This window comes from Paenibacillus sp. OK060 (assembly GCF_900101205.1).
In the GTDB taxonomy this organism is placed as follows: domain Bacteria; phylum Bacillota; class Bacilli; order Paenibacillales; family Paenibacillaceae; genus Paenibacillus; species Paenibacillus marchantiae.
The window spans coordinates 355736-369541 of sequence record NZ_FNFR01000003.1 but is presented as its reverse complement, the minus strand read 5'-3'; the positions used below and the strand labels follow the sequence as shown (position 1 = coordinate 369541).

At 48.0% G+C, this 13806-nt stretch carries 9 protein-coding genes; 1 reads left to right on the top strand and 8 read right to left on the bottom strand.

Translation table 11 applies throughout. The annotated features are described in order from the left end of the window. The 8 genes from BLS14_RS13345 to BLS14_RS33475 form a co-directional block, all read right to left on the bottom strand. Positions 1-813: a carbohydrate ABC transporter permease gene (locus tag BLS14_RS13345; RefSeq protein WP_063567327.1), complete on the bottom strand. Its 813-nt coding sequence runs from the start codon at positions 811-813 to the stop codon at positions 1-3. Beyond that, positions 813-1799, bottom strand: coding sequence for a carbohydrate ABC transporter permease (locus tag BLS14_RS13340; protein WP_090952173.1), 987 nt, complete (start codon positions 1797-1799; stop codon positions 813-815). The genes BLS14_RS13345 and BLS14_RS13340 overlap by 1 nt, the downstream gene beginning before the upstream one ends. A 24-nt stretch (positions 1800-1823) precedes the next feature. Then, positions 1824-3086, bottom strand: coding sequence for an ABC transporter substrate-binding protein (locus tag BLS14_RS13335; RefSeq protein WP_090952170.1), 1263 nt, complete (start codon positions 3084-3086; stop codon positions 1824-1826). Between the two features lie 129 nt (positions 3087-3215). Continuing rightward, a complete protein-coding gene (locus BLS14_RS13330; RefSeq protein WP_090952168.1) occupies positions 3216-4400 on the bottom strand; it encodes a response regulator transcription factor in 1185 nt (394 codons plus the stop codon). Then, positions 4378-6123 carry a sensor histidine kinase gene (locus tag BLS14_RS13325; protein ID WP_090952165.1) on the bottom strand — a complete coding sequence of 582 codons (1746 nt, stop codon included), beginning with the start codon at positions 6121-6123 and terminating at the stop codon, positions 4378-4380. The genes BLS14_RS13330 and BLS14_RS13325 overlap by 23 nt, the downstream gene beginning before the upstream one ends. A gap of 193 nt (positions 6124-6316) precedes the next feature. Then, entirely contained in the window at positions 6317-8023 is a 1707-nt protein-coding gene (locus tag BLS14_RS13320; protein ID WP_090952162.1) for an amylo-alpha-1,6-glucosidase, read from the bottom strand. Between the two features lie 292 nt (positions 8024-8315). Next, a complete protein-coding gene (locus tag BLS14_RS13315; protein ID WP_244552127.1) occupies positions 8316-10304 on the bottom strand; it encodes an LTA synthase family protein in 1989 nt (662 codons plus the stop codon). A 308-nt stretch (positions 10305-10612) separates the two neighbouring features. Continuing rightward, a complete protein-coding gene (locus BLS14_RS33475) occupies positions 10613-11110 on the bottom strand; it encodes an antibiotic biosynthesis monooxygenase family protein (RefSeq protein WP_072733721.1) in 498 nt (165 codons plus the stop codon). Between the two features lie 369 nt (positions 11111-11479). Here BLS14_RS33475 and BLS14_RS13305 point away from each other — a divergent pair, with 369 nt between their 5' ends. Then, positions 11480-13801: a helicase C-terminal domain-containing protein gene (locus BLS14_RS13305; protein ID WP_072733720.1), complete on the top strand. Its 2322-nt coding sequence runs from the start codon at positions 11480-11482 to the stop codon at positions 13799-13801. The last annotated feature ends 5 nt before the right edge of the window (positions 13802-13806 follow it).

The window sequence follows — 13806 nt, the reverse complement described above, 5'->3', positions numbered from 1 at the left end:
CTATCCTTTAATACCTGTCGTGGCAATTCCGCCGACAATGTAACGCTGGGCGAAGAAGAAAATCGCAAGTGGCGGAATTGAAATTAAGCAGGTAATGGCCATGATGGATTGCATATCAACACCGTACATGCCCTTAAATTGAGAAAGGCCTAACGTTAACGTATATTTCGTCTGATCATTTAGGAAAATGAGAGGCCCCAGATAGTCATTCCAACAACTCATGAACTGGAATACGGAGACCAGGATCAGCGAAGGTCCCATTAGCGGTACGATGATTCGCAGTAGAATCGTCATTTTACTAGCGCCGTCAATCGTCGCTGCTTCATCCAGCTCCCGGGGGAGGGTCATAATGAACTGCCGCAATAAAAAGATATAATAGGCAGAGCCAAACCACGATGGAATAATCAGCGGTTTGAGTGTGTTGATCCAACCCAAATAGTTAAACTCCATATACTGTGGAATCATCGTTACTTCCCAAGGGATCATCATGGTTGCCAGAACGACAAGAAACAGGAAATCACGCCCCTTGAACTGGAATCTGGCGAAGCCGTAAGCGACGAGCGTACAGGATATCAGCTGTCCAAGGGTGGATAAGACCGTAACGATCAGTGTGTTTTTCAAAAATAAATTAAAGGGCTGAATGTTCCATGCCTCTGCGAAGTTACTGAATTTCCAATCGGACGGAATCCATTTGGGAGGAAACAGATAAAGCTCCTGCGGTGATTTCAGTGCCGTGGTCACCGCCCAGAACAGTGGGGCGATGAATAGCAGTGAGAACCCAATCAGCAACGTGTATGCAACTATTTTTTTCATTAGGACCGCCCCCTTGTACTGGCCTTAAGTTTCTTCTGCGGCTGCTTTTTCATTTCACCTTCATAGAACACCCAGGCTTCCGAAGATTTGAATACCAGAAACGTCAAGGTAAGCACGATCAGAAACATAAACCAGGCGTTGGCAGCAGAGTAACCCATCTTAAAATATTTGAAAGCGTTCTCATACATATACATCGCATAGAAATAGGTTGATTTCATTGGCCCGCCTCCCGTAAGTAGCAGGGCGAGAGTTAATTGCTGGAATGCTGCAATAATTGATGTAATGAGATTGAACAGAATGGTTGGCGTAATCATCGGAATGGTTACACTCAAGAACTTTCGGATTTTACCTGCTCCGTCGATTGATGCCGATTCATACAGGTCCTTAGGAATGCCTTTAAGTCCTGCTAAGAAAATAAGCATCATGGATCCTTGTCCCCAGAGGCTAGCAACGACCATCGCAACAAGCGACCAATTCGTATCATTCAGCCAATCGGGCCCCTGAATGCCCAGGACAGACAAGAAATAGTTTAGAATTCCATAGTCTCCGCTGTATACCCATGACCAGATCATAGCAAGCGCAACACCTGAGATTACAGAGGGGAGATAAAATGCCGTACGGAAAATGGCGCTTCCTCTTACCCTTTGGTTGAGCAGCATGGCAAGTCCGAGTGCGACTACAATATTGAGCGGAACGAAGAGGGCTGCAAATTTCAGTGTTACAAATAGTGATTTCCAAAAAAGAGGATCATTCGAAAACATCTCTACGTAGTTGTCTAGCCCGATAAAAGTTACCTTACCGACGATTGGCCAATCAAAAAATGAAATGACCAATGAGAACAGTAGGGGACCTAAAGTGAAGAAAACAAATCCAAATATCCAAGGGAAGATAAAGAGGTAGGGTGCAAGCCCACCCCATTTGCGTTTTTTCAAGGCCTTAAAGGTAGCTGTCGGTTCTGATGTATTCTGCAGGTAGGTCTGAGCCATCTCCTAACCTTCTTTCTACAAGTGTTATTTCAAAAATCGCTCGCTGTCCTTAACCGCCTGATTCAGCGCTTCTTGGGCATTGCTGCCGTGCATAACTGCTTCCACTGCAGCCGACAGCTGTCGGTTCACTTCATTCCACTTCGGATTGAGTAGAAATGCAGGTGTATTGTCCGAACGCTCAAGCATGGTGTAATAAGGTTTGTAGAGCGGGTCCTGATCCTTCTTGAGTTCGTTTACAACACTTTGTCGTACTGGCAGGTCAGCAACACGCATTTTGATCGATTCATTAGAGACATAGAATTTAACAAATTCCCATGCCAGATCTTTGTGCTTGGAGTCTTTAGCAATAGACAAGGCAGATTCTGCAAGTACACCTTTAACCGGTTTGCCTGGAAAAGCCGGAATTTCGACCGTACCTACATCAACTCCCGCTTGTTTGAATGATTCGAGCGGCCAGATTCCGCTTTCCCACATGGCGATCTTACCGCCTTTAAAGATATCATCACCGCTTTGCTGGCCTTTACCACCTGTGAGCACGGCGGTGCCGTCCTTCACCATATCACCAAACATTTGGATGGCTTCAGCGGTTTCTTTACTGTTCATGTAGCCCTCGATGGTTTTACCATCTGGGGAAATAAAGGAGCCACCGTTGCTCCAGACAAAGCCCTGCAAGTCATACGTATCATTCTCGGCACGGGCACCGAAGCCGTACTGCTTCTTGGAGGTGTCCGTCAGCTTTTTAGCGATATCCTGGAAATCGCTCCATTCCCATCCGTCTTTAGGATAAGGGACACCGGCAGCATCAAAGAGCTTTTTGTTATAATAGACGACACGAGTCGTGAAGCCGGCCGGAATGCCGTATAACTTATCGTCAATTTTTCCATAGTTGAACAATCCTTTGTAAAAATCATCTATCTTCAGGTCTTTATCTTTTTCTGCGAAGCTATCCAGTGGTTCAAGAGATTGATGGTAAGTAGGGAAGTCCCACATGTACATGACGTCTGGCGGGTTACCCGCTCCAAAGCCTGCGGCAAGCTTCTGGTCAAATCCGTCCGCATAGGCCTCAACCTGCACCTTTGTACCGGGATGTTCTGCTTCAAACTTCTTGGCGATATCCTGCTCAATTTTGAGCGCGTCTCCCGTATCCCAGGTTGCAAAACGAAGCGTCTTCGTCTGATCCGAACCGCCGTTCTCCGGATTGGCTGTTCCAGCGTTACCGCTGCATGCAGACAGTATAGATACCATCAGCGTCGTTGCAAGGACAATGTGTGAAATTCTTTTTTTCATATTGTCAGCTCCCTGTCAGTGAGGTTTATAATAATTGAACCGCTTTCATTGTAACGCGAATGAAAGCGGTTCAAAACGTGTATCTATTCGAATGTTGTTGTGATTTTGTTCGAATTATTGAAGCAGGTGTCAATCTGTTCGGGACCCTTCGTCTTTTTGTTGGGAACGGTAATGACTCGGTGTTTGACCCGTACAGCGTTTGAACCATTTGCTGAAATATTTGCTGTCTCCAAGTCCTGTCCGTTCCGCAATTTCCTGCATGGTTAGATGTGTATCCCGCAGTAAGCCATAAGCAAGGCGCAGTTTCCGTTTATATTGGAAGGCAATGAAGCTATCGCCGACAGCCTTCTTAAAGAGAATGGAGAAATGACTGCGGCTGAGCCCAACCTCTTCCGCCAGTTCGCTGGCTGACCAGTCTGCTGCGGGATTAGCATACAGTAGATTCACGGCTTTCCAGATCGGATCTGGCCAATGATTTACGGATATCCCATACAGCTTCTCTAGCTCAGCTTCTTTATGAAGGTTTTGGAACGCCTGCTTCAGATCATCACTGTGGAGCAAGGATTCTTTACGAGTCCACTTCAACTGACTGCATTTGCTCTTACTCTCTACCAGAAGGCTGTCTGCAGACCCTCTCAGCGTATCAGGAACGATCCAATAGTAGTATTCTTCTCCATAAGGAATGATCGTACCCTTGCGCATACTGCGGTCATTCTTCTCAGCTTCTTGTAGTAACTCGTTCCAAGATGCTCCGCATTCTGCCGTTCGAATCAGATATATCAACAGCGGCTGACCGTTAACATGCGATTGACCGCCATGCAGCTTCTCCAGCTCCTCTGGAAATTTACAGCTATGTCCGTTCAGCCATGCAAAGAGTAGTGTTTCCATACGTTCTTCGTCTTTTGGAGAGGGGGGAGCGGAGACAGACAGTTCCTGCTGGAACTTCTTTAACATGTCTTCAAGTTCTTCGTCCTCAAAAGCGGTTTTCAAAAGATATCCGGAGGCCCCAAGTTGAATTCCCTGCTGTGCGTATTCAAAATCTCGGTGGCAACTGAGTAGAATTATTTTGGTCTTCGCTGCCATCTCCTTTATCTTGCGAGACAGCTCGATGCCATCCATCTCTGGCATTACAATATCTGTTATTACAATTTCAGGCTGATGCTCCAGGAAGGCTTCCCAGGCTTTTTGTCCATTGGGCGCGTCAGCTATAACTTCCATTCCATATTTCTCCCAAGCTACGGTCGAACGTAGGCCTTTCCGTACAATACTCTCATCATCTGCAATCAGCACCTTAATTCTCTTTGCTGTATCCATCCGGACGCTCCTCCTCTTTGGGCCAATGAATGACAATCGCTGTACCTTCACCCTTAGTCGAAAATACTGTAAGTCCGTACTGCGGGCCGAAATGCAGTTTGAATTTCTGGTCTGCGTTCTGGACGCCTAATCCTCCGCGTCCACGACGTTTTGGATCTGGAACAAGCAAACGCTCCCGTTTTTCTTCCGTCATACCCGCTCCATTATCCCGGAGGGTCAGCAGAAGCTCATTCTTTTCTACGGTGACATCCAGCTTAATTACACCTAATCCATCCGTGAAGCCGTGGAAAAATATATTTTCAAACAGCGGCTGCAGAGTCATACGCGGGATCAGATACTGCTTCAGGGAGTCTTCGCAATTCAGCTCATAGCTGAACACATTTCCGTACCTGATCTCCTGAATTTTCAAGAAATGCTCAATCATGCGTAGTTCTCTGCCCACCGTGATCAGTTCCTGCGAAATATCCAGATTTCCTTCCAGCACCATCGTTAAGTGATATAACATCTGACGGATATCATCAGCCCCTTCCAGACGGGCCTTCCACTGAATGGAGTTCAACGTATTGAACAGCAGGTGAGGGTTAATCTGATAATGAAAAGCCTTCAGTTCCGCTTCCTTCTTGAGTCTTTCGCTCTGTTCCACTTCTTGTACAAGCGATTGGACACCACTTACCATCCGGTTAAAACTCATATCAAGGCTACCTAGCTCATCTCGACCTTCGATCGGCATCCGTGTATCCAGCTTACCGAAGCTGACCTTCTGCATCGAATCCTTTAGCGTACGAATACGTGCTGTAAACCTCGATGAGAACAGATAGGCGAATCCAAAGGCAAGCAGACATGAAATAATGGCTACGACAATGGTATTCGACCGAATAATGCCCGAGGACAAGTAGAAGGCTTTGGCAGGTAATCTCGCTTCGATGGTCCACTGGTTCACGGCAAGCGTCCGAATCCATGTAATGTCACTATCCTTCTTCGTAAAATTGGATGCGCTTTCATATACAATCCTTCCGTCCGAAGCTTTAATGGTCAGATGCGACTTCGTATCTGTCTCAAATAGTTTGAACATATGGATTAATTCCTGCGCATTCTCCTCTATGAGTATAGTACTGCCGTTTTGCGTTCCGTTGGAATTATGAATCGGAACAGCGAGCCCAAGGACGGGGAGATTCGAATCGCCTGAGCTGCTCATTGCGTGATTTTGCATATAAAAGCCAAGCCAGTATAATCCTTTATAAGAAGCGGGTTTTGTCTTCCATTCTGGTATATTTCTCAGCTTGGCAACATCCAAATTGTTCTCTCCATAATAATAGCCAGAGGGTGTAATGATATAGATTCCTGCGGTTTGGTCCGTCCGCAGTGATTTCAGTAGGGCTTCAAAGTCATTCTTCTCAATGATTTCACTATAGCTTACTGGTGCTTGATTCCTTAGATCGGTATGGGCGGGATCAAGCAAATACGAATAGATCGTTTCACTCATTTGTTTCATTCGGCTTAAAGATGAGCTCGTTTGTTGCTCCAACTGCGCTACAGCATTTTCACCATATTTGCCAAACTGAGAATTAATGATTTTGGCCGATTGGTAATAGGACAATGCACCAAGCGAGAGCAGTGGAATCAGAGTCACGATGAGAAAACAGAAGAGCAGCTTGGTCCGTATACTGCGGTAGGAACCAGAGAAAATGCGTTTATTAAGCTGCCTGATCCATTGGATGTTCATAAACGGCTTCCCCTCTCGCTATAACTACATCTACCTGCATTCTAGCATGGACAGGTAGCCTATAGAAGAATCCAATCATTTCATGGTAACGCTTTCAATTTGTTGTTTGCAAATAAAATTTTTCGAGGAAACGGGAAAAGCACCTCCCCGGAAAGCTGTTTAAAACAGCAGCCAGGGACGTGCAATATTGGTTTTAGATTGTGTACTCGTGCCCCAGAACCAGGAACACACTTGATGTCCATGTAAATGCCCTGTCACGTAGGCCTTCACCAGTCAGCGCATCGAAGTTCTCCGCCATACCACTCCGGCTAAGCATATTGCAGAAGCGGCGGGATACTTCCCGAGCCAGCTCCAGGTCACCGGCAGCAGCTACGCCCTCCACGAGCAGCATGGTTGATGGAGCCCAGATCGGTCCACGCCAGTACCCGTCTGGTATATAGTAAGGGCTGCTTATGCTCTCGGTCGCCCAACCATTTTCCGTTAGGAAGCGATTCTCCTCCCGTAACCCTTTTAGAAGAAGATCTCTGATGGGTTCAGGCAGGCGTCTGCCCAGTAGGATCGGAACGAATAACAGCAGACTGTCTCCAGCTGAAGGCTCATGTGTACCTGAACGTAAGGAGATAAATCTATCCTCTTTCCAGAAGTGGCTGATCATCTTCTCCAGCGTATCATCCGCCAGTTTTCTCCATTCCGAAGATTCCTTCGTAAGCCCAAGCAACCCAGCAATTTCAGCCAGAAGCTCTGTCTGGATAATCAGAAAGGCAGCTAAATCCGGACTTTCTACGGGAATTCCATTATTAAACGCGGTGCTGTTATCCCAACCGGAATCATTACCGTGGTTATATTGGGGAATACCATCACCATCATCATCACGATACCTGAACCACCATTTCGTCCACTTGGACAATGGGCCGTACACTTCACGAAGCTGCGCCTCGCGAATATAATCCGTACGCTGCATCATCCAAGCCAGTGTCCATCCGTGAATAGGAGGTTTGTTGCAGTTCCACAGTTCATATTTATCGTTCACAAAGTCAGGAATTAATCCACTCTCATCTTGCCGATCAAAAAAGATCATGAACTGGTCCCACGCCAGCTTTGGATCATGGCGAACAAGCGCCATCGCATTGAAACAGTGGTCCCAGCTCCATATATTCGTCATCCAGTTCTTCGACATATACATAGCTGGACGCGTCAGACAACCCTCCGCCGGAACGAGGCAGGACCAAGTAATGTAAGCCGCGAGCTCCCGCGCATCCTGCCAGCGATCAGGGATCGCAAGACTGCTGTCCAGCCACTGGCTGAATTCAGTCCGAACCGCTTTTACGTCATCATCAAAGGAATCCCATTGTGGGCGAGGCTCCCATACTGTGCGGAACTCCTCAACGGCAAACTCAGCTGTATTCGTGTCTGTATCCGGATTGAACTCTGCGATTACGCGTGAGCTCTTGATTTTATCCCACGGCACTTCCAGCTTCATGTCGCCTACAATTCCAGTCAGCATGAAGCGGCATTCATGGGTGAAGCTATTTACTTCCCAGCTGTTTTTATTGACCTCATATGCATAATCATAAGTTGAGGGGATAAAGGTCAATCTGATCCCGCACCCTTTCGAGCGGAAGCGGACCGTGCAGCTATCCGAAATACAGATTTCGGCAAAGATTGCGGGCTCTGGTGAATTCAGCCGGACAGTTTCTGGAGAAGCTTCTGCCGTGAATGGAATCGTCTGATTCTGCTGATCCAACAGTTCAATACGGAACGCCTCGCCAAATTTATCATCTCCACCCCGCACAGTTCGTAGGTAGAGGCCCTGCTGTCTATTCTTGCCTTCAGGCAGATGAGAGACGGCAAGGAACGACTCTCTGCGACTGAAGGGTACAAAGTTCAGATCGAATTTCATAATTCTCCTCCTTCAACAAGGAATAATACGCTTTCATTGTAAACCGCTGCTCAAGGAACAGGAACGTCCAGGTGTCTTCACTAAAGAGGGGAATTTGTTGGCAATGGATCATTCGGGTAGTTATAGGTGTCTTTTTGTTAGAGGATTGGGGAGAATGTGTTAGATATAGAGGTCAGAAGGAATGGAAAGAGCCCATGAATCAGGTCGTTTCAGACCTTTCTTGGGCTCTTGTCTTTTTTCATGATGGATTAAAATTGTTAAAGTTAAAAATAAGTTCATTTCGCATGTTGGATCATTTTAATGCATTTCGATTCGGTAACTGACTCAGATAACTGTTGGATAAGTGTAGAAGATCCAAAGCCCGATCGTACTGTTCCTTCGTAATATATTCGGGAGAGGTCGATTCTTCTTCAGATGGTATGGCAGATGCGGGCAAGGCCGGTTGATCCTCCAGACTGTCTGGAATCGTTCCCTTCTCCTGATCAAGCTCTGCCGAGACGACATCCTGTCTCCCGGCATCCGCAAGGGAGTAATGAGTACCGTCACCGTACCCCGTCTCAGGAACGAACAGTGAAGCATCGTTCAGTACGGAACCGGAGGGCAGATAATAGCGCTCTGGCAGCAGATTATTTCCATCACGCAGCAAATCCTGCCCAAAATACAGTTGGTTCTGGAGAGAGGCACCGGTCAACCCGGCGATCGTTGGCAGAATATCCACCTGTCCTCCGATCTGTTCCAGTTGAGCAGCCGGCGTGATGCCAGGAGCCGTGACGATAAGTGGAATATTAATCATGTCCGCAGACGTGTACTCCCGACCGTAGATTTCCTGCATGAGCTTCTCGTCAGTCCGATCCAGCGAGTAGATAGGCAGACCCAGATGGTCACCGTAAACGACCAGCACGCTATTTTCCCATAGTCCACGTTCCTTAAGTCCCTCAATAAATTGTCCCACCGCCTGATCGGCATAATGCTGGGATACAAGATAATCCCCGGGCAACGTATTAACGTACCGTTCCGGCAACGTCAGACTTTTCTTATCTTCTGGTAGATGGTAAGGATGGTGTGCAGACATGGATATGATTTGTGCATAGAAAGGTGACCCTGATGCCTGCATGGACTCGAGTTTATCCAGTGTCTTGCTGTACAACACTTCATCTGATGCCGAGAAGGCGATGGAGTCCTCTGTTCCGAAATAATTCATGTCATAATACTGATCAAATCCAAGCGCCTTGTATAACTGATCGCGATTCCAGAAGTGCACATCATTTGTATGGAATGTGGCTGTCTGGTAACCGTTCGCGGACATCAGTCTGGGCAGACTTGGCAATTCCTTATTGGCATAGACGGTAGCTGCGGCCCCGTTGGGCGGTGTATAAAACGATGTATTCACGACAAACTCGGCATCCGATGTGTTACCCTGTCCCACTTGCTGATAAAAGTTGGGGAAGTACAGGCTTTGTCCAGCCAACATATTCAGATTGGGTGTAACTTCCTGTCCGTCCACCTGCAATCCGATCAGGAAGTTCTGGAATGATTCGAGCTGGAGGACAATGACGTTGCGTCCCTTGGCTGCACCCTCCTCCACAACAGGGGGCAATGCTGTCGTTTGTTTAATCTCATCGATATGATTCTGATCGATTTGATCGAGGGGCATGGGTTTGTCAGGCCGATCAGCCAGGATGGTGTACGCTTCGTAACCGAGGATCCCCATCTGCTCCGCCTGTGTAATCTCGCTCATGCTCGCCCGATTGGGGTAAATGTTGAGCATGCACAGCACCATCGACAGAATCAGAATGACTGAGGCAATCCGTCTTCTGGCCCTTCGTTCAAGCGGCACTCTGCCTGGACGTTCAGTCCCGCCGAGCTTGATCCGCCGACGAATCAGAATCCCCGCGATAACCAGAATATCTGCAAAAATAAACAAATAATACGGATCGAGCAAAGAGAACATGCTGCTCTTGACCGAGGTTACCTGATTAACCTGTGCGAGTGCGTGATAATTAACAATAACACCATAATATTTGTAGTACATGATCGCTGCGAAGAAGATGCCCGATAGCACCAGATTTAGTCCGAGATAGAGCCACATCCGGTGTTTGGCTGCGAACCACTCAATGAGACAGAAGCAGATCCAGATCAGCGGCAACTCTGTCAGCAGCGGTTTCCAGACGGGGATGTCATCGAAGATCACAATCCAGGCCAGAGAGCTTTTGATCATCATAATAACGGTGAACACTATAAACGGTCCGCTTAGAAACCGGGTGAGTGAATTGCGTGACAAGTTACCGCCTTCCTTCCTTTCCGAAGTTTCATTTAACAAGTATTATGCTATCTCATGGTATGTCGTGTCAAAAGCACCGAACTTATTGTTTGCTCAATTCTTGCAATTATTGGAAAAAGGAGAGAGGAGCTTGGGATCATTCTTGACCTCACGTATACAAAAAGCCCCTTCCATTGAAGAAGAGGCGGAAGGGGTTATCATTTTAAAGTACAAATAATTAAATGATGCTTGTCCAAAGTGTGATCACAGTATATCTGTAAACTTGCATACAGATTCTGGAGCACAAAAACAAGTTTGCTCCCGTTCGTTTACTCTATGGTGAATGTCGTGACGAATGAAGGTCTTGGAAACATGGTGGGCTTCTGTGCGGTCAGCCCTTCACTCGTGCTGCGGTTGCGGTGAGCATGGTTATAGGCTTGAGACTGCTGCCAGTTCTTGAAATGATCTTCGGACTGCCAAAGTGTAAGTACGACATACGTATCGTCCTTTAATGGACGAAGCACACGAATGCCGACAAAGCCGGGTTCGGCTTCCACTTTGCGCGCACGGTTCTTGAAACGTTCCTCAAAGTCGTTCCGTCCATCTTCGGTTACCGGTATATTGTTGAGAACGGCATAACCGCCGCCTGTCCAGGAGCCTGCGGCATCGAAGGCTTCGTACGCCGCTACGTTGTCATCGGACTCGATGTTCATCAGACGTTCTGTCGATTCAATGGCCAAACGAACCTGTTCCTCGCTGCGCAAAGTCAGATGAGGATATGCAGCAAGTGCATCCGGAATCGGTGAAGGGACCAAATAGATATACATAGAAGATGCCTCCTCATTTAAGTAAATTCAATATAAGTTTAACTACACTTTTACACGAGAACGTAGAGGACAGAAATAAGCTGGAGAAGCGAAGCGTTCGCCTGAAAGCTTTCTGAAAGAAAGCTGCATCGGAAGCATACGCTTATCCTCGGATGTTTACCTTTGTAAAAATGAATCAAAAAAATCTGGGGATAACAGCGGATCGGAAGATTGTTCTGTCATCGGAGTGGCAAGTGTAACTTTATCTAGTTCAACTTATACACCCCAACATAGCATATGGGAAAGGACGAGTCCAATCCGCTGATTGGCTGGTTTGAGCACCGCTTTTCGTGATAAAGTATAGTCACTACAAACAGAACGGGTGATCGCATGACAACCGCAATTCGAATATCAGTCAGGCCTTTGGTGGAATATGTGTACCGCAGTGGCAGCATACGTCCAGGGTTCCGCACCAATGCATCGATGCAGGAGGGAACTCGGATACACCAACGGGTGCAGAAGGATTACACAGAAGAGGATTTGAAAGAAGTGGTTCTCGAAGTGGAACTGCAGCACGGAGACTTGACCTACGTGGTGGAGGGACGATGTGACGGGCTGATTCGTCTGGATGGTCAGCTGACGGTGGATGAGATCAAATCAACTGCGGGCAATCTGGACGATCTGGGCGATGGGGCCCCAGTACACTGGGCGCAGGCCATGATGTATGCCTATATGTACGCCGTTCAGCATGATGAACCCCGTATGCAGGTACAGCTTACATACGTGCACACCGTGAATAATGAGGAAAGACGTTTTCGGCGGATGCTGGAACGGCAGGAGCTGGAACAGTTTGCAGCAGAGCTGGTCGCTGGTTACGCGCCATACGCAGAGATGATTGTGGCTTATGAAGAGAAGCGCGATATAAGCGTGCGAGAGCTGCCTTTCCCTTTTCGCAAATACAGAGAGGGACAGCGCAAGCTGGCAGGAGCCGTATACAAGACCATCCGCGAGGGGCAGGGACTGATGGCGAAAGCGCCAACGGGTATTGGCAAAACGATGTCAGTCCTGTTTCCCACGGTCAAGGCCATTGGTGAAGGAGAAGCCAAACGATTGTTCTATCTGACCGCAAGAACGACGACGCGAGTGGCGGCAGAAGAGGCTTTTGCCCGGATGCAGGCGGAAGGATTGAAGATGCATGTGATCAGTCTGACCGCAAAGGACAAGATCTGTTTCAAGGAAGAGGAAGCCTGTGATACGGGACAGTGTGGCATGTGCGAAGGATATTATGACCGTATTAATGGAGCCGTGCTGGATATGCTGGAACATGAGACGTTAATGACACGCCCGGTTATAGAACAGTACGCACGCAAGCATCGGGTATGTCCGTTTGAATTTTCACTGGATGCTGCGTATGCAGCCGATGCGGTGATCTGCGACTATAACTATATTTTCGATCCGCGTATCTCGCTCAAACGAATGCTGGAGGAGCAGAAGCGCAAGACGGTATTACTGGTCGATGAGGCACATAATCTGGTCGATCGGGGCCGAATGATGTTTTCGGCAGAGCTGGAGAAGGCCGTCTTTCTGGATGTCAAAAGGGAATTCCAAACGCTGGGCAGCAGTGTGACCGCGGCTAAAGCCATCGCGGATCGGACGGGAGCCATCGACAAATACCTGATTACGCTTCGCAAAAACGGTGGGGATGAGGGCAAATTGCTGCAACAGGAGGCGCCAGAGGAACTGATTGAACTGCTGGAGCCTTTTGTCATGGTTGCGGAGCAATGCCTTGTTGAAGGCGGTTCGGGAAATGCCGAGACGGATGAATTGCTGCTGGCAGCCTACTTCACCGCACAGAATTTCCTGCGTATTGCCAAGTTGTACGATGAACGCTTCATTACCTATGCGGAATGTGTACGAAGTGAAGTACGAGTGAAGCTGTTCTGCCTGGATCCATCTGTGCTGCTGCGCCAGACTGCCAAGGGGTTCCGCTCTACCATTCATTTCTCTGCGACATTGTCACCTCTTGGTTATTACCGGGATATGCTAGGTGCGGAGGAAGAGGATTATACCTTGCGTATTGCTTCGCCTTTCCAGCGGGAGCAGCTGGATGTGAGATTGCTGCCATTATCGATTCGCTATCGGGATCGTGAACGTTCCAGACAGCCTATTGCCAATATGCTGCGCCAATTGGTTGCCGAGTGGCCTCATAGCAACCTGCTCGTCTTTTTCCCATCCTATCCTTATATGCGCGAAGTACATGCGACGTATATGGAACAGCCGGGTGAGGCAGAAGTCGTGATGCAGGAGCAGGGCATGAGTGAAGAGGAACGGGAGGCGTTTCTGAACGCGTTCCAGCCACATCCTGAACGAACACGATTGGTATTTGCCGTTATGGGCGGTGTATTTTCCGAAGGTGTGGATCTTCCGGGTGATCGTCTGAACGGAGTGGTGGTGGTGGGGGCCGGACTTCCCCAGATTGGTCTGGAGAACAACGTACTCCGCGATTATTATAGTCGGACAGGGCGCAACGGATTTAATTATGCCTATGTTTTCCCCGGCATGAACAAGGTATTGCAGGCAGGTGGAAGGCTGATACGTACGGAAGAGGACAAGGGCGTACTGGTACTGGTCGACGATCGATTCACCGAGGAACCGTATCGTTCATTGCTGCCAGAGGAATGGCAGGACTACACACGGATTTCACCCCAATAACGATA